Source organism: Hahella sp. NBU794, assembly GCF_050749805.1.
Classification (GTDB): domain Bacteria; phylum Pseudomonadota; class Gammaproteobacteria; order Pseudomonadales; family Oleiphilaceae; genus Hahella.
The window spans coordinates 6,826,100-6,840,669 of the sequence record NZ_CP192738.1 but is presented as its reverse complement, the minus strand read 5'-3'; the positions used below and the strand labels follow the sequence as shown (position 1 = coordinate 6,840,669).

The window sequence follows — 14,570 nt, the reverse complement described above, 5'->3', positions numbered from 1 at the left end:
AAAAGCCCGCTGGCAAACCCTGTCAGCGCGGGTTAAAAACGCTATATTATTCAATCCGATGCGTTAGACGCCAGCCGGCGCGACGTATTACCCACAGTCCGTGCAGTCAGGGATATTTCGACTATGTACATGCCCGCTTCATTCAAGGTGGAGGACCGCTCCGCCATGCTGGATTTTATTGACCGTTGGAGCTTCGGTGTTTTAATGACGCTGAAAGCCGGGGTGCTGGAGGTCAATCAAGTCCCCTTTATACTGGATCGCGAGAATAACCGTTTGTATGGCCATCTGGCCCGCCAGAACGATCAATGGAAGGAGCTGGACGGCGCCGATGAAACACGGGTGCTGTTTCAGGGACCGCATGCGTACGTGTCGCCGGACTGGTATGAAAGCACGGGCATGGTGCCTACCTGGAACTTCATGAGCGTGGAGGCGCGGGGGCGTTCGGAATTATTGCCCCCTGAACGTCTGCCCTGGCTGCTGGAGCAGTTGAGCGACAAACACGAAGCAGCGTTCGCTAACCCCTGGAAAATGAACAAAGTGCCGCCCGCCAGGCTGGAGGCGATGATGAAAGCCATTGTCGGTTTCAGCGTTGATATCGAAATCTTGAACGGCAAGTTCAAACTCAGCCAGAATCGTAACCCGCAGGATCGGGCCGGCGTCATCGCCGGACTGTCGACGCAGCCGGACGAAAACTCCCGGGTGATCGCGCAGCAGATGCAGTTGCTGCAGGATAGCTGACTTTAATCAGAGGCGATGATATGGACTACGCAGCGGCCAGACAGGCGCTTTTAAGTAAACCCGAAGCCATTGAGGATTTTCCGTTTGGACCCGAGGTGGCGGTGTTCAAGATCAGAGGCAAAATGTTCGCGACCCTTGGCATGGAAAACGGCGAGGGACGCATGAACCTGAAGTGCGATCCGGTGGAAGCGCTGGCGTTGCGGGATATCTTCCCCTCCGTCACGCCGGGCTATCACATGAATAAAAAACACTGGAATACGCTGGCGCTGGATGGCGGTGTGCCGCCCGGAGAGATCGGTCGGATGATAGATAATTCCTACGCGCTGGTGGTTAAAGGTCTCACCAAGGCGGAGCGTCAGGCGCTGGAGCTGCGTTACGGCAGGGAAACCCTGTTCCCCGCCTAAGCGTTTTCGGCGTTCAGAACCGGCAGTTGGAGGGCAGGTAAGCCGGATCAATATCCGTCTTATTGACGCCGACGGCCTCCATACCCTCGACCGCGGGGCTATGTCCGCACAACCAGGTCATTGGGCTGGCGGGGCTGCCGGTCACGATAGCGGGGCGAATGGTGAGATATTTGTCCTGCAGACTTTTGTTCACCTTGTTGCCCAACTGAACATGAAAGGCGCCGTTCTCCAGAGTGATGTTCTTCACAAAATTCCCCAATAACTTGTTGGGCGCAGGCATGCCTGCGGCGGCGTTATCGGTCGGAAAATCGCCTTTGTATTTGTAATACTCTTTCACCTGATCACGCAGTTCGCCCACGATGGTGACCGCCTCGGTGACCTGCGCCCGCGTGACGTAAACCTGATAAGTGGGCAAGGCGACGGACGCCAGAATGCCGATGATGGCGACCACGATCATTAATTCGATGAGGGTGAAGCCGTTTTGCGCTGTGTTAGTCATAATTCTGCCTTTGATGAATAACCGTTAAAAAGCGGAGCCTAAGCCGAATAAAGGGAGGTAGACGGCGATGATGGCCGCTCCCACCAGTATGGTGATCAGGGTGCTGACGCCTGCGACGAATTTGGTTTTGAAGGACGTCAGCGCCGCGGCGTACGCGACGTTGAGTCGCTCGAACTGATACGCCAACTCCTGCTCCAGCGCGTCAGTTTTCAGGGCGATCATCAGGTCCAGGTATTCCGGTTGTGAGAGTGTTTCTTCCAGGCTGGCGCTGGAACAGAGCTGCAGCGCTTCACGTAAGGACGTTTCCGCATCCAGACCGGAGCGGTTAAGCAGATAGGCGTTGGCGAGCCAGAGATAACGTAGATGGGCTTTGGCGATGGAGGACAAGCCTGGGAGGCGTTGTATGAAATCCGGCATGGGCCTCAATCGTCGAATACAGCCAACTGTCTTGAATCCAATCCAAAATAACGGAATCAAACCGATCAATGCGAAGATCCAGACCGACTGAAACGCCTCCAGGCCGGATATCAGCGCCAGCGTAAATGCTGGCAGCTCCATGTCCATTTCACGATAGAACGACTGAAATCCAGGCAACACCTTGATGAGCAGGACGCTGAAAACAAAGATAGCGATCATTAACAGGGCGAATACGTAGCCAAGCAGACTTTGCAGTCCGTCCCAAACGCCTCGCCAAGAGACTTCCATGGCGTGAGAGTGAGTGATATAGCGTTCCAGAAAACCGGGTAGCGAGCCGCCTTTGGCGCGCACAATGGCGGCGAGGCGACTTATGTCATAGAAGGGGCTGTCCTGGTAAGGCGTCGCATGTAAGCTGACGTCGCCCTGCAATACTTTCTTCAGTTGTTCAATCTGAGGCTGTGCGTGAGCTGGCAGGAGAGGCTCCAGCCTGGCCAGCGCCTGTTCCAGAGAAAGCCCTTGTTGGACCTGATGGTTCAAATGTCGCAACAGTTGGCTCAGATTTGAGTTTGGCGAAGAAATAAGGATCACGGTTTAACCTCTACAGATATAAGGGAGTTGCTCCGGAGGCAGCGAGCTTTTGTCGTCGCCGTAGATTTTGCGTGGACCCGAGTGCGCTGACGCGCATGACCATCCCAGGGTGCGCAATGCGCCATCGGGATTGCTGACGACCGGTCGAAAGCTGATGGTCCTTGGCGCTTCTCCCGCGCGAGGGGAAAGGGTGAAGTGCAAGGCGCCGCTTGAATCGAGCTCCGTTGATTGGAAATAGATCGCCTCGACGTTACTCAGCGCATGTAGTTCTTCTCGCTCCGGCCAGACCCCGGAGAAGGCGTATTTTTCCGCCATGTCTACTCTGACTCCCTCCAATAAGCCAAAGGCTTCGGTCAGGCGAGCTTTAATCGTAGCGTGACGCCCGGCGTCTAGTGCGAAAGTTAAAGCGATGCAAATCACGGCGATACAGGTGAGGATCTCCAACCAACGAAAGCTACCGACAGTCTGAAAAGACGGTTTAAAAACGAGGGAAGCGCCATTTGGTTGCTGTGGTGAGCCGACACTGAGCGCAGAGACGTCGGCGCTCGACTGGGCTGGAACAGCTATGAACTGCTGATTGATCCACCGCGCCCGCCAATTCAAATAGGTCAGGAAGAAGAAGGAAGGCAGGATAAATAAAGGATTCAATGCTTGTGCGAGCGTAGCGGCGGTTATCGCTACCGCAAGATATAACGCGCTGGTCCATGGACCAAGCAAAGGATCAGAGCGGCCCGACAAGGAGGAACTGCGCGCAAGATTACTAACCAGAGAAGGAATAAAAAAATAAAAGAACAGCCCGCGCAGCGGCGGCCAGATAGGATCTCCCGATATAAGCCGATACTTGCGCCAATTCATGTAATGCCAGAATAGTTCGTACACGCCCAGCGTTAACACGTACAAAAGACAGTGCAACCACATCGGCGGCGCAAAATAGGGCGTCAGTTTTTCTTTGAAAAAGCGGCGACGTTCAGGCAAAGCCAGTCCTTAATACGAAGTAGAAAATTACTAGCAGTTTAGCTGATTTGCATCCTGAACTACTTTTGATTCAGGTAATTACCCGCTTATTTTTTGGGGTGACAATGAGGTTGGGCAAACTTCGGCTGCTCGACCGCCATGAAAATCGTGGATGTGTGAACTTCGCCGTTAGGGATGTCAGTGTGGCTTAGCTGTATTGACTGCGTCGGTTTACTGTTTAGAATGGCCGCCTTTTAGGAATTCTCATGGATTTGAATCTAATCATTGGCGTTTTGATCCAGAGCGCTTGCCTGTTCGCTGCCGCTAAGCTGCTGAAAGTCTCGCTTGGATTGATAGAAGCGTTTTTGGTTGTGCTCGTCGCCACCCTGATTTTGGGCTTTGTTCAAGGGCTGCCCGGTTTTCTTGCTGCGCTTGGGTTCTATCTGATTGCGTTGAAAGTGATTACTAAAGCGGATGCGTATGCAGAAATTTTTATTCTTACCATCATCGGCATAGGCGTCCAAGCGCTTTTGAAAAAGTTCTTAATCGCCGCCATTCTCGCTTGATTTTTCTGAATATCCGCGTCGCTTTGTCATTTCGCTTAGCCTCTACATCTAGTATTTACTTTTAATAGTCAAAACAATATATTGTGCCTCAGCTATGGTTCACGCCTGTTCAAAGGTTGTGCTAAGAGGGAATCCGGTGAGAGTCCGGTACTGACGCGCAGCGGTGTGGGGGAACGAAAGCGACGCGGGTGGAAACGCCCACGCACTGTCCTGAAAGAGGATGGGAAGCGGTCGCCGTAGGTTCGCAAAAACGTGTAAACGCCCCCGAGTCCGAAGACCTGCCATGCTGAAGTTATTCATGCCTTCGCGACTCAGGGTAATGATAAAGCGCCGCTAAACGCGAGGCGATTTTCGGCCTGTCTGCGCGTCGCTTTATGTCCCTAATCGTGAAGGTTCGGCCAGAACACGCGATAGAGGACAATTCCATGACCGGTAGTTTTTCGTCCCCCAGCGAGGCGCGCGCCTCCAGCTCCCCATCTGTTTCATCCGAGTCACACACTCATAACGCCCTGCTGCAGGTGATCAAACGCACCGGTCAGGCTGCGCCGTTTGACGACCGCAAAATCGCTATGGCGGTGACCAAGGCGTTTTTGGCGGTGGAAGGACATTCCGCGTCCGGCTCGCCCCGTGTGCGGGATTCCGTAGAAAAACTGGTTAAAGATATCGTGGCGCGTCTGCGTCGCCGCAGCCCCGAAGGCGGTTCGGTGCATATCGAAGAAATTCAGGATCTGGTGGAATTGGGCCTGATGCGCGGCGGCTTTCATAAAGTGGCTCGCGCCTATGTGTTGTATCGTGAAGAACATGCCCGTCAGCGTGCGCCGGCGCCAAGCGAGCAGGCGGGGGAGACGCATCCTGATATCAATGTGAAATTCGCCGACGGCACGGAAGCGCCGCTGAATATGGGGCGTTTGCGCACAGTGATCGGCGATGCATGCGCGGATCTGGACGGCGTCAGCGAGGAAAAAGTCCTGCAAGGAGCGTTGAAAAACCTGTACAACGGCGTCAAACACAAAGACGTCAATGCCGCGCTGGTCATGGCGGCGCGTCCGCTGATCGAAGAAGAGCCCAACTATTCCTATGTGTGCGCCCGTTTGTTATTGGACGGTTTGCGTGAAGAGTCGCTGAGCTATCTCAATATCGCAGCGTCCGCCACGGAAACTGAAATGGCGGAACTGTATCCGACTGCGTTCCGCGCCATTATCGAACGCTGCGTGGAACATGAACTGCTGTCGCCAAGTCTGCTCGAATTCGATCTGGAACGACTGGGCGCTGCGCTGAAGCCTGAGCTTGACCGCCAATTCACCTACCTGGGATTACAGACCCTTTACGATCGTTACTTCATCCACTGGCGCGAGACCCGCCTGGAATTGCCGCAGGCTTTTTTCATGCGCGTCGCCATGGGATTGTCGGTGCAGGAAGATGATCCCAACGCCCGCGCGATTGAGTTCTACAACCTGTTGTCCTCTTTTGATTACATGTGCTCTACGCCGACCCTGTTCAACGCCGGCACCAACCGTCCGCAATTGTCATCCTGCTATCTGACCACAGTGCCGGATGATCTGGAGGGTATTTATGGCGCGATCAAGGACAATGCGCTGCTGTCCAAATGGGCGGGCGGTCTGGGTAATGACTGGACGCCGGTGCGCTCTTTGGGCTCCCACATCAAAGGCACCAATGGTAAGTCCCAGGGCGTGGTGCCGTTCCTGAAAGTCGTCAACGACACGGCGGTGGCGGTAAATCAGGGCGGCAAACGTAAAGGCGCGGTGTGCGCTTATCTGGAGTCCTGGCACCTGGATATTGAAGAGTTCCTGGAACTGCGCAAAAACACTGGTGATGAACGCCGCCGCACCCATGACATGAACTCCGCCAACTGGATTCCGGATCTGTTCATGAAGCGGGTGTTTGAGGACAAAGAGTGGACTCTGTTCTCACCCAGCGATGCGCCGGATCTGCACGATTTATACGGCTCCGCTTTTGAAGCGCGCTACACCCACTATGAATCTCTGGTGGAAAGCGGCGCTATTACCCTGTTCAAGAAAGTTTCTGCGCAGAACTTGTGGCGCAAGATGCTCTCTATGTTGTTCGAAACAGGCCATCCCTGGGTGACCTTCAAGGACCCCTGTAATCTGCGTTCGCCGCAGCAACACGTTGGTGTGGTGCACTCCTCGAACCTGTGTACGGAGATCACTCTTAACACCAGTCAGGACGAAATTGCGGTGTGTAACCTGGGCTCAGTCAATCTGGTCAACCACATACGCAATGGCGAAATTGATCACGACCGTCTGCGCAACACCGTGTATACCGCCGTGCGCATGCTGGATAACGTCATCGACATCAACTATTACGCGGTTCCTCAGGCGCGCAACGCCAACCTGCGTCATCGTCCTGTGGGCATGGGCCTGATGGGCTTCCAGGATGCGTTGTACAAGCTTGGCCTGCCCTATAGCAGCGTCGAAGCGGTGCGCTTCGCCGATCAATCCATGGAGCTGATCAGCTATTTTGCGATCACCGCGTCCTCCAATCTTGCGAAAGAACGCGGCCGCTACGAAACCTATGAAGGCTCCTTGTGGGATCAGGGCGTTCTGCCGATCGATTCTCTGGATCGTCTGGAGCAGGAACGCGGCGCGGAGTTTTGCACGCTGGATCGCGGTCACAGCCTGGACTGGGCGCCGGTGCGTGAACTGGTGAAAAAGCAGGGCATGCGTAACTCCAATGTCATGGCGATCGCGCCTACAGCGACGATTTCCAATATTGTCGGCGTTTCCCAGTCCATCGAACCGACGTATCAGAACCTGTTCGTCAAATCCAACCTGTCCGGCGAATTCACCGTGATCAACCCCTGGTTGGTGCAGGAGTTGAAGGCGCGGGATTTGTGGGATTCCGTCATGGTCAACGACCTTAAGTATTTTGATGGTTCCGTCGCACAGATCGACCGTATTCCGGAAGACGTCAAACAGCTGTTCCTGACCGCGTTTGAGATCGATCCTCGCTGGTTGGTGGAGGCGGCCTCCCGTCGCCAGAAATGGATTGATCAGGGGCAGAGCCTCAACCTGTACATGGCTGAACCCTCCGGTAAAAAACTGGACAACCTGTACAAGCTGGCGTGGTCTCGCGGCCTGAAAACGACATATTACCTGCGCTCTCTCGGCGCTACGCAAATGGAGAAAATCTCTTCCGGCGCTTCCCAGAGCGACAGCGCCAAACCTGATGTTGACGACACTGAGAGTCAGGAGCCGCAACCGAAGTTCTGCTCGATTCTCGATCCGGACTGCGAAGCCTGTCAGTAAGCGACGATAACAACCAGGAGCTATGACCATGAATACCGAACTGATGAAGCAGACTGCGACCTTGTCGGACTGGGACGATCCTCTGGCGGTGGCGATTCCTGCTGTGTCCACATCCTCTGCTGTTTCTCCGCAGTCACCCGTTTCCACCTCCCCCGCCGCGGCCCCCGCCGCCGGGGGAGCCCCTGACAACGAGCCGGAGCCCGCAGCCCTGGCGGAGGAGGCGATGGAAGAACAGGTTTTACAAAAGCTGGACCCGGTCAATCCTGACGACAAGCGGGTGGTGAACGGGATGACCGACATCAACCAGCTGGCGCCGTTCAAGTATCCCTGGGCGTGGGAGTTTTTCCTCAACGCCAACAAGAACCACTGGACGCCTCTGGACATCAACATGTCCCAGGATGTGTACGATTATCATCACAAGCTGACGCTGGAAGAAAAGCATGTGTATGAGAACGTGCTGGCTTATCTGACCACGTCCGACATCCTGGCCATGCGTAATATCGGCCTGGCGGTGATGGAGAAAATGAGCGCGCCGGAGCTGCAGATCTATCAGGCGCGTCAGGTGTACGAAGAATCCCTGCATACCTGGACCTATCAGCACTGTATTGAAACGATCGGTCTGGATCAGAGCGAGATTTATAACCGTTACCGCGTCACGCCAGCGATCTATCGTAAGATCAAGATGGGCAACGAGCGTATCAGCGCGTTATTGCGCCCGGATATCAATCTGCGTAACCGCGACGACCTGGAAACCTTCGTGATGGCGTATATTTTCTTCGCCGGTATTTTCGAGGGCTGTTGGTTTTATAACGGCTTCAGCCCTATCTTCGCCTTGCAGCGCCGCGGATTGATGAAAGGCACCGGCGAGCAGCTGCAATACATCATGCGCGACGAAGTCATGCACTGCGCTTTCGGTATCCGCGTGGTGAAACAGATTATCAAGGAAGAAGGCGTCACTCTCGATCCTAAAGCTATCAAAACGCTGTGGGAAGAAGCGGAAGCAGCGGAGACCGGCTACGCCCATTTTCTGCTGAAAGAACCCATCCTGGGCTATACCGCGGAGGATCACATCGAACAATTCCGCTTCATCGCTAACCGCCGCGCCAAGCAGCTGAAACTGGACGAACCATTCCCCGGCGCCGGTAACGCACTGCCCTGGCTGGACGAACAGGCCAGCATGCGCAAAGAGAAAAACTTCTTCGAAACCCGCGTGACGGAGTATCAGACCGGGGCGTCGTTGCAGTGGTGAGCTTAATCGGCGAACGTATGACGACAGATAAGTTTGCAGTTACCATTGAGTTTGTTGAATAAGTGGCGGCCTCGTCAACTCGGCGAGGCTAAAACTCTCGTTATTGGTATTTTTTCACTGTTTAGATATTTAATGACATCCCGATGTGAACGGTAGTCTTCAGAATCCAAGTGGAAAGTTTCTCAACTGGATACACTTTGCCTCAGCGACATTGGGCCGAGCGCAGAAACAGCCGCTACAAGCGGCTTTTAAGCTTCTTCAGAAGTGAGAGTCAGGGAGTTCCCGTCGACTCATCATCTTCCCAGAAATAGGGTAATTGCATAATGACATCATGCAGGGGGATAAAGCCTCTCACCTTGTCATCCGGCGCAATATTAGTCCAACCTTCAACAGGGCTCCAATAAGATGCGCTACTGGATGCGATACTGAATGTTTCCACCGCAATAATGTACACGCCTTGCTCTTTGGGGGTATCCCCCTTGGTCCACTTAATGTCTTTTAGCATTACCATTTCATCCTGAACTCTTCTGCTTCGAGTGCATAATTCCATAAGATAGTGTGTTCGTTTTCCATAAAATCATGCGCATTTTCCCACACTATACCAATGAGCAGGTAGTGATCATCGAATATAGCTCCGCTGCAATAGAATAACATTGTATCGCTGTGACGATGATCCTGAGACTTCAAATAAAGCTTATTTAGCTTAAATGTCTTTTCATCTAGGATATGGAGGTGTTTCATTTTCTCTTGTAGGGCGAGACGGGGGCGATCAGTGACTTTATCTCGGCCGAACAGTTTTCCAGGCTCTCCTGTTGTCTTATATTCTATAAATGCATCAGCTACGCGCTTGAATGCTGGGTTATTTTGCTCATTTTTTAGAAATCGTGACAGATGAATTTGAACTGACATATTCTACAAAAGTCCCTTTCGGAATTCGTTTAGCATCTTCGCTCCCCCTTTTCATGGCTTTCTTCAGCTCTTCTTTCTCGTTAGCTGTAAGTGGCCTATCTACACTGGAGTTTTTGCTCTTACTCATTGGACCTCTCCCCATTATTAAACTTCACAGAAAAGTTATTCTACAAATATAAAACCGGCCAGGAAATACCCAAAATGACTTACACACTGTAATCGGGGCGCCTATACAGCAGGGAAATCGCGCTTCGTATATTGCAGGAGGTTTTATATCTTTTCTGCCTGATTAATGTTTTTATTTACAGTGAACTTTATTTCCATATATATACGTCACTTTTGTCATCATCAACAGCAGCAGGCTTCGCATCTGCCTCTTCTAAAAGCTTTGCGAACTTTTCTTTGAACTTCTCTAACGGAGAGGTAAATGTTGATAATATTTCTTTGCTCATACAGTTTTACCTTATCTCTTTAAAACTCTTACATAACACATTGAGCTTTATTTCAGGGGGGCTATAAAAGCCATTATACCAACAGCTCGCATATCGCCTATCGGCCTTTATCCTTAAGAGTGCTCAGGGTGGGGGCCCCGAAATCACTATATTTATTTAATACTGTGAGCGTAGCCACTAAGTTTTTTGGTTTCAGTTCAACCGCATATTCTTGAGTCAAACTGTAGTGATCCCAGAGGCTTAAAAGTCTGTGATGTGGAAAGGGGCGCCACGCGCAATTCGCATAGTAAGGCTCAGCGCCTTTTGCGCTAACTTCGTGAATCGTACGTCTCATATTGCTTGGTATTTTTCGACAAGAATGGAGAATTGTGCAAATGGTAGAGAGTATCGTGTTAGCTGTTTGAGCGACCATGGCGTCATTCTTGTGTTCGATAACTACAGTTGAATACTTTTTGGAGGTTGCACATGTCCGATGGAAAAAACAAAACCTGGTTTATTACCGGGGCCTCACGCGGCATGGGATATCAGATCGCTGTCGCGGCCTTGGCGGTGGGGGATAATGTGGTGGCGACCGGGCGTAGCCTGGATGCGCTGCGTAAGGTCTATGAGTCTGACGATCGCCTGTTATTGCTGGCGCTGGATGTCTGTAGTCAGTCTCAGGCGGAGGATTGCGCAAAGCAGGCGGCGGCGCGCTTTGGCGGCGTCGATGTGCTGGTGAATAATGCAGGATATGGTCAGTTGGGCGTCTTTGAAGAAGTGGCGTCCGAGAGAATTTCCGCGCAGTTTGAGACCAATGTATTTGGAATGATGGGGGTAACCCGGGCAATATTGCCTTATATGCGACAACAACGTCAGGGCCGGATTTTTAACCTGTCCTCCATCGGTGGGGTAATCGGCTTTGAGGGCGCATCGGCCTATTGCGCCGCCAAGTTCGCCGTTGAAGGCTTTTCTGAAAGCCTGGCCGCAGAGGTGGGGCAGTTCGGCATTGGCGTCACCATCGTTCAGCCCGGCTTCTTCCGCACCGACTTTCTGGATGACAGTTCAGTCCAGTACGGCGAACAGCGAATCGGCGATTACGAGCGGTATTCCACCGCCGTTGCGGAAGCCTACCGCAGCCGCAATCATCAACAGGCTGGCGACCCGGCCAAGTTGGGCGAGGCTTTGGTGAAGCTGTCCCGTGAGGAAAACAGCCCGCTCAGATTCGCTGCAGGCTCTGATGCGGTGCAGTACCTCAGCCAAGCTTATAACGTTCGCCTGAGTGAGCTGGATAAGTGGGCGTCGTTATCCATCTCGACGGATATTGTGGAATAAGTCGCCGCGCAGACGCACGAGTTCAACGGGATGCTGGGTATGTCGGAAATATTCGATCGAATTAAAGAATTAGCCGGTCTGATTCAAAAGCACTGTCCTCAAGATGGCGTGCATGAAAGCGACATCCCCAGACTCTCGTTTATTCGCTCGTCATCTCCTACAGAGCCGGTGCTCGCCGTCCATCAGCCAGCGGTCTGCGTCGTGGCGCAAGGCGCCAAGAAAGTCATCTCCGGGGAACAGCTATTCAAGTACGACGCCGCCCACTATCTGGTAGTGTCGGTGGACCTGCCCATCGCTGGCCAAGTGATGCAGGCGTCGCCGGAGCAACCTTATTTGTGCATGCGGCTGGATCTGGATCTCGCCATCCTGGGCGACCTGATGCTGGACGCCAGATCCGCAGGCGCCGACGCGCCTCAGCAAAGCGTCGGCGTCAGTCTGGTGACGCCACGACTGCTGGATGCATTGATCAGGCTGGTTGCGTTGCTGAACGACGAGCCCAAAGACATCTCCGTTCTGGCGCCGTTGTCGGAAAAGGAGATCCTGTATTGGTTGGCGAATGGCGATCAGGGCGGCATTCTGCGTGAAATCACTAACGGTGACAGTCGCTTACGGCAGATAAGTAAAGCCGTTCAGTATATAAAATCCACCTTTAATCAGCCTTTCGACATGGAAGAGCTGCTGCACCTTACCTGCATGAGCGCGTCCTCGTTTTTCCAGCATTTCAGGGCCGCCACCAATATGACGCCGCTACAGTATCAGAAACAGCTGCGGCTGTTGGAGGCGCGACGGCAACTGCTTTTGGGCGACCAGGACATCGCCAACATCGGTTATGGCGTCGGCTACGACAGCCCCTCACAGTTCAGCCGCGAATACGCCCGCCTGTTCGGCCTTCCACCCTCCAAAGACCTGACGCGCATAAAGAACGCCGGGGCTTCCGAATACTGGCTGCCGTAGTTGGTTAGTTTGATTTATATGAAGAAGCCGACTGTCCAAAGACAGTCGGCTTTTGGGCGTCTCAGGTGTGTTGCGTCAGGCGACTGAGACGGTACGAGGGTTAGCTAGCGGGTCACTCCAGTTCGCCGACTAGATCAACCCCTGAGTAATCGCGGTAGGCGCGGATGCTGATGTACCAGTCGCCGGCGGCGGGGTTGTTGAGGGTGCAGACTTCGTTGTTGCCGTTGGTGTAGGGACGGCAGTTGTACTGGGAGGTGGTGGGCTGGGCGCCTTGGCGGACGTATAGGTCAGCGTCGCCAGAGCCGCCGGAGATGGTGGCGGTGAGTTTGCTCATTCCAGAGGGGACGGACAGCTTGAAGTGCTTCCAGTCGCCGGTGTTGTCGGAGAGATTCTTTTCCTCGATTCTGGGAGTGTCGCCAACAGTGACGGTTTGCGTTGTACTGGCGGAGTTGCCATCGTTATCCGTTACGCTGAGGCTGACGCTATATCCTCCTGCGCTGGTGTAGGCGTGGGTTGGATTACGCGAGATGGAGGAATTGCCGTCGCCGAAATCCCATTGCCAGCTGACGATTTCGCCATCGCTGTCGGAGCTTTCGTCGCTGAAACGCACTTCCAGTTTATCCACTGAGAAAGAGAAGTCTGCGACAGGATCGCCATTGGGCGTTTCATTATCGCCGGCGGGAATCTGATTGTTGAAGTAGCTGGCTACTTGCGGCCAGATCTTATGAATCAGCACTCCCTGATTGGGACAGCCGCCAAAGTGATGCAGTGCGATGACGCGGTTGGTTTGTCCTGCGAGGACGGGCGATCCGGAACTGCCGCCGATGGTGTCGCAGTTATAGCCCATGTCGGTGCCGGTTCCGCGGCCGTTGACGGAAGGCTGGTCCACCCGGCACAAACCGCCGCTGTTCTGGTCGCTCTCAATGGAAAGCTCCTTGGGATTGCCGCTGCCGTGCTGAGGTATGTAGATGCGTTCCTGATTGGTGGCGGGACGCACGTCCAGGCCGAAGTATCCGAAAGACTGGATGGAAGAGAAGTTGTTGACGGTAAACAGGGTGTAGTCCAGCTCATAGTTGGTGGCCAGCATGTTGGCGCCGGTGACCACCTTCGTTCCCGCTAACGAGCCGCTGCCGCAGCTGGTGCGCTGATAGTTGAACCAGACTTCCGTGTTGGCCACGCCGGACTGGGAAGAGACGCAATGGTTATTGGTGAAAATCCGGTTGTCAGGACCCACGCGCCAAGCTGTACACAGGCTGGAGCCGTTGACCAGTATGCGCGCCACCGGGCGTGTGCGTTCATACTCTTCCGGGTGGCTGTCCGCCCAGCACTGCACGTCGCGTCTTTCATTGACGCCGCAGGTGGAGAACCTGCTTGTTTGCTGACTCATGAGTTCGTCGATCTCTTCCTGGGGAAAGCCCTCCATGATGGAGTCGACTTCAATACTGTAAGACGCCTGGCCGCTGACGCCGGGGAAATACTCCACGATCGCGGTTGACCCAATGACGGAAAGCGCGGCGAAAGAGCTGGCTCCATCATCGCCTTCGCGCAGCGTATGCAGTGATGGATTGTCGCCGCCGTAGCGATGCGCGATGTCTCCTTGGGCGTTACGCACCACGACGTAGCTTCCCTCAGGTATGTCGAAACGGGAGAAATGCACTTTGATGAAGCTGGCGTTTTCTTTGTGGATTTTTATACGGCGATCACTGACCGCCTGATAGGCGGCGATGCTTTCCCTCCTTAGCTGGCTCTCATCCGTCAGTAGACCTTTGAAAGGCGTTTCTGAAGCGATGGTTATGGGTGGTTGGGGAGCTGCGATGGCGTCATCTGACGCCGCCTGCAAGTTGGCGGATAGTGTTAAGGACAAAGCAAGCCCGGCGACCCAAGCTATTTTTGTTTTCATAAGGTCCTCTCACATTAGATAGTTAATTCCATTTTCCTAGCCTTAGCGGCGGTTTTAACCCTACCTCTTACGTGAATGGATATACTCAAACGGAATATTTATAGTTATTGGTATTCTAATGGTACAGGATAGCCAACTTATTCGAGCAGTTAGAAAAGAAGTGATACTTTCTACAATTTAGTCTAAAGGGCGGGGCGTTTATGCTCGAAAGGAATGAACGGCGGCTTGAACGACCTGTCGAATGCGACATGGCGTGGAGGCCGGTTTCAGGCTTCCGCCGGCCTGCTGACACTAACGCTGAATACAAAAACGCCGGCCGCTCATACAAGCGGCCGGCGTTTT

At 53.6% G+C, this 14,570-nt stretch carries 15 protein-coding genes and 1 riboswitch; of the genes, 7 read left to right on the top strand and 8 right to left on the bottom strand.

Annotated features, from left to right (window positions below; all coding sequences use genetic code 11):
* The first annotated feature begins 123 nt into the window (after positions 1 to 123).
* Both ACQYWX_RS30155 and ACQYWX_RS30150 read left to right on the top strand, forming a co-directional pair.
* The gene (locus ACQYWX_RS30155) at positions 124 to 738 is read left to right on the top strand and encodes an FMN-binding negative transcriptional regulator (RefSeq protein ID WP_431687382.1); all 615 of its coding nucleotides are present in this window, start codon (positions 124 to 126) and stop codon (positions 736 to 738) included.
* A gap of 20 nt (positions 739 to 758) precedes the next feature.
* Complete coding sequence (locus tag ACQYWX_RS30150; protein WP_431687381.1) at positions 759 to 1,142, top strand: MmcQ/YjbR family DNA-binding protein; 384 nt, start codon at positions 759 to 761, stop codon at positions 1,140 to 1,142.
* 13 nt (positions 1,143 to 1,155) lie between these two features.
* Here ACQYWX_RS30150 and ACQYWX_RS30145 read toward each other — a convergent pair whose 3' ends face one another.
* From ACQYWX_RS30145 to ACQYWX_RS30135, 3 genes are read right to left on the bottom strand one after another with little or no spacing between them, the layout of a single operon-like run.
* Positions 1,156 to 1,641 carry a pilin gene (locus ACQYWX_RS30145; RefSeq protein ID WP_431687380.1) on the bottom strand — a complete coding sequence of 162 codons (486 nt, stop codon included), beginning with the start codon at positions 1,639 to 1,641 and terminating at the stop codon, positions 1,156 to 1,158.
* A gap of 24 nt (positions 1,642 to 1,665) precedes the next feature.
* A complete protein-coding gene (locus ACQYWX_RS30140; RefSeq protein WP_431687379.1) occupies positions 1,666 to 2,646 on the bottom strand; it encodes a hypothetical protein in 981 nt (326 codons plus the stop codon).
* Positions 2,647 to 2,649: 3 nt separating this feature from the next.
* Positions 2,650 to 3,621 carry a pilin gene (locus tag ACQYWX_RS30135; RefSeq protein WP_431687378.1) on the bottom strand — a complete coding sequence of 324 codons (972 nt, stop codon included), beginning with the start codon at positions 3,619 to 3,621 and terminating at the stop codon, positions 2,650 to 2,652.
* A gap of 245 nt (positions 3,622 to 3,866) precedes the next feature.
* Here ACQYWX_RS30135 and ACQYWX_RS30130 point away from each other — a divergent pair, with 245 nt between their 5' ends.
* From ACQYWX_RS30130 to ACQYWX_RS30120, 3 genes are all read left to right on the top strand, one after another.
* Positions 3,867 to 4,166, top strand: a complete 300-nt coding sequence (locus ACQYWX_RS30130) for a hypothetical protein (protein WP_216736628.1) — start codon at positions 3,867 to 3,869, stop codon at positions 4,164 to 4,166.
* Between the two features lie 78 nt (positions 4,167 to 4,244).
* A riboswitch (cobalamin riboswitch) is annotated at positions 4,245 to 4,466 on the top strand.
* Positions 4,467 to 4,591: 125 nt separating this feature from the next.
* Positions 4,592 to 7,453, top strand: a complete 2,862-nt coding sequence (locus ACQYWX_RS30125; RefSeq protein WP_431687377.1) for a ribonucleoside-diphosphate reductase subunit alpha — start codon at positions 4,592 to 4,594, stop codon at positions 7,451 to 7,453.
* Between the two features lie 28 nt (positions 7,454 to 7,481).
* A complete protein-coding gene (locus ACQYWX_RS30120; protein ID WP_431687376.1) occupies positions 7,482 to 8,702 on the top strand; it encodes a ribonucleotide-diphosphate reductase subunit beta in 1,221 nt (406 codons plus the stop codon).
* 271 nt (positions 8,703 to 8,973) lie between these two features.
* Here ACQYWX_RS30120 and ACQYWX_RS30115 read toward each other — a convergent pair whose 3' ends face one another.
* From ACQYWX_RS30115 to ACQYWX_RS30100, 4 genes are all read right to left on the bottom strand, one after another.
* Entirely contained in the window at positions 8,974 to 9,207 is a 234-nt protein-coding gene (locus ACQYWX_RS30115; protein ID WP_148212702.1) for a hypothetical protein, read from the bottom strand.
* Positions 9,207 to 9,611 (bottom strand): type II toxin-antitoxin system YafO family toxin, encoded by a 405-nt coding sequence (locus ACQYWX_RS30110; RefSeq protein ID WP_431687375.1) that lies wholly within the window; start codon positions 9,609 to 9,611, stop codon positions 9,207 to 9,209. Before ACQYWX_RS30110 ends, ACQYWX_RS30115 begins: the two co-directional genes overlap by 1 nt.
* Positions 9,571 to 9,738 (bottom strand): hypothetical protein, encoded by a 168-nt coding sequence (locus ACQYWX_RS30105; protein WP_158305004.1) that lies wholly within the window; start codon positions 9,736 to 9,738, stop codon positions 9,571 to 9,573. Before ACQYWX_RS30105 ends, ACQYWX_RS30110 begins: the two co-directional genes overlap by 41 nt.
* 187 nt (positions 9,739 to 9,925) lie before the next feature.
* On the bottom strand, positions 9,926 to 10,063 hold the full coding sequence (locus tag ACQYWX_RS30100) for a hypothetical protein (protein ID WP_431687374.1): 138 nt from the start codon (positions 10,061 to 10,063) through the stop codon (positions 9,926 to 9,928).
* Positions 10,064 to 10,528: 465 nt separating this feature from the next.
* Between ACQYWX_RS30100 and ACQYWX_RS30095 the strand changes: the two genes are divergently transcribed.
* Together ACQYWX_RS30095 and ACQYWX_RS30090 are read left to right on the top strand one after the other, a co-directional pair.
* Positions 10,529 to 11,374: an SDR family NAD(P)-dependent oxidoreductase gene (locus tag ACQYWX_RS30095; protein ID WP_431687373.1), complete on the top strand. Its 846-nt coding sequence runs from the start codon at positions 10,529 to 10,531 to the stop codon at positions 11,372 to 11,374.
* A 39-nt stretch (positions 11,375 to 11,413) separates the two neighbouring features.
* Positions 11,414 to 12,328: an AraC family transcriptional regulator N-terminal domain-containing protein gene (locus ACQYWX_RS30090; protein WP_431687372.1), complete on the top strand. Its 915-nt coding sequence runs from the start codon at positions 11,414 to 11,416 to the stop codon at positions 12,326 to 12,328.
* A 112-nt stretch (positions 12,329 to 12,440) separates the two neighbouring features.
* On the opposite strand, the gene ACQYWX_RS30085 is transcribed toward ACQYWX_RS30090, so the two are convergent.
* On the bottom strand, positions 12,441 to 14,228 hold the full coding sequence (locus ACQYWX_RS30085; RefSeq protein ID WP_431687371.1) for a PKD domain-containing protein: 1,788 nt from the start codon (positions 14,226 to 14,228) through the stop codon (positions 12,441 to 12,443).
* Positions 14,229 to 14,570 lie beyond the last annotated feature (342 nt).

Coding starts and splice junctions, on each gene's coding strand:
- ACQYWX_RS30155 (WP_431687382.1), top strand. CDS start 124: ATGTACATGCCCGCTTCATTCAAGGTGGAGGACCGCTCCGCCATGCTG.
- ACQYWX_RS30150 (WP_431687381.1), top strand. CDS start 759: ATGGACTACGCAGCGGCCAGACAGGCGCTTTTAAGTAAACCCGAAGCC.
- ACQYWX_RS30145 (WP_431687380.1), bottom strand. CDS start 1,641: ATGACTAACACAGCGCAAAACGGCTTCACCCTCATCGAATTAATGATC.
- ACQYWX_RS30130 (WP_216736628.1), top strand. CDS start 3,867: ATGGATTTGAATCTAATCATTGGCGTTTTGATCCAGAGCGCTTGCCTG.
- ACQYWX_RS30125 (WP_431687377.1), top strand. CDS start 4,592: ATGACCGGTAGTTTTTCGTCCCCCAGCGAGGCGCGCGCCTCCAGCTCC.
- ACQYWX_RS30120 (WP_431687376.1), top strand. CDS start 7,482: ATGAATACCGAACTGATGAAGCAGACTGCGACCTTGTCGGACTGGGAC.
- ACQYWX_RS30115 (WP_148212702.1), bottom strand. CDS start 9,207: ATGCTAAAAGACATTAAGTGGACCAAGGGGGATACCCCCAAAGAGCAA.
- ACQYWX_RS30110 (WP_431687375.1), bottom strand. CDS start 9,611: ATGTCAGTTCAAATTCATCTGTCACGATTTCTAAAAAATGAGCAAAAT.
- ACQYWX_RS30105 (WP_158305004.1), bottom strand. CDS start 9,738: ATGAGTAAGAGCAAAAACTCCAGTGTAGATAGGCCACTTACAGCTAAC.
- ACQYWX_RS30100 (WP_431687374.1), bottom strand. CDS start 10,063: ATGAGCAAAGAAATATTATCAACATTTACCTCTCCGTTAGAGAAGTTC.
- ACQYWX_RS30095 (WP_431687373.1), top strand. CDS start 10,529: ATGTCCGATGGAAAAAACAAAACCTGGTTTATTACCGGGGCCTCACGC.
- ACQYWX_RS30090 (WP_431687372.1), top strand. CDS start 11,414: ATGTCGGAAATATTCGATCGAATTAAAGAATTAGCCGGTCTGATTCAA.
- ACQYWX_RS30085 (WP_431687371.1), bottom strand. CDS start 14,228: ATGAAAACAAAAATAGCTTGGGTCGCCGGGCTTGCTTTGTCCTTAACA.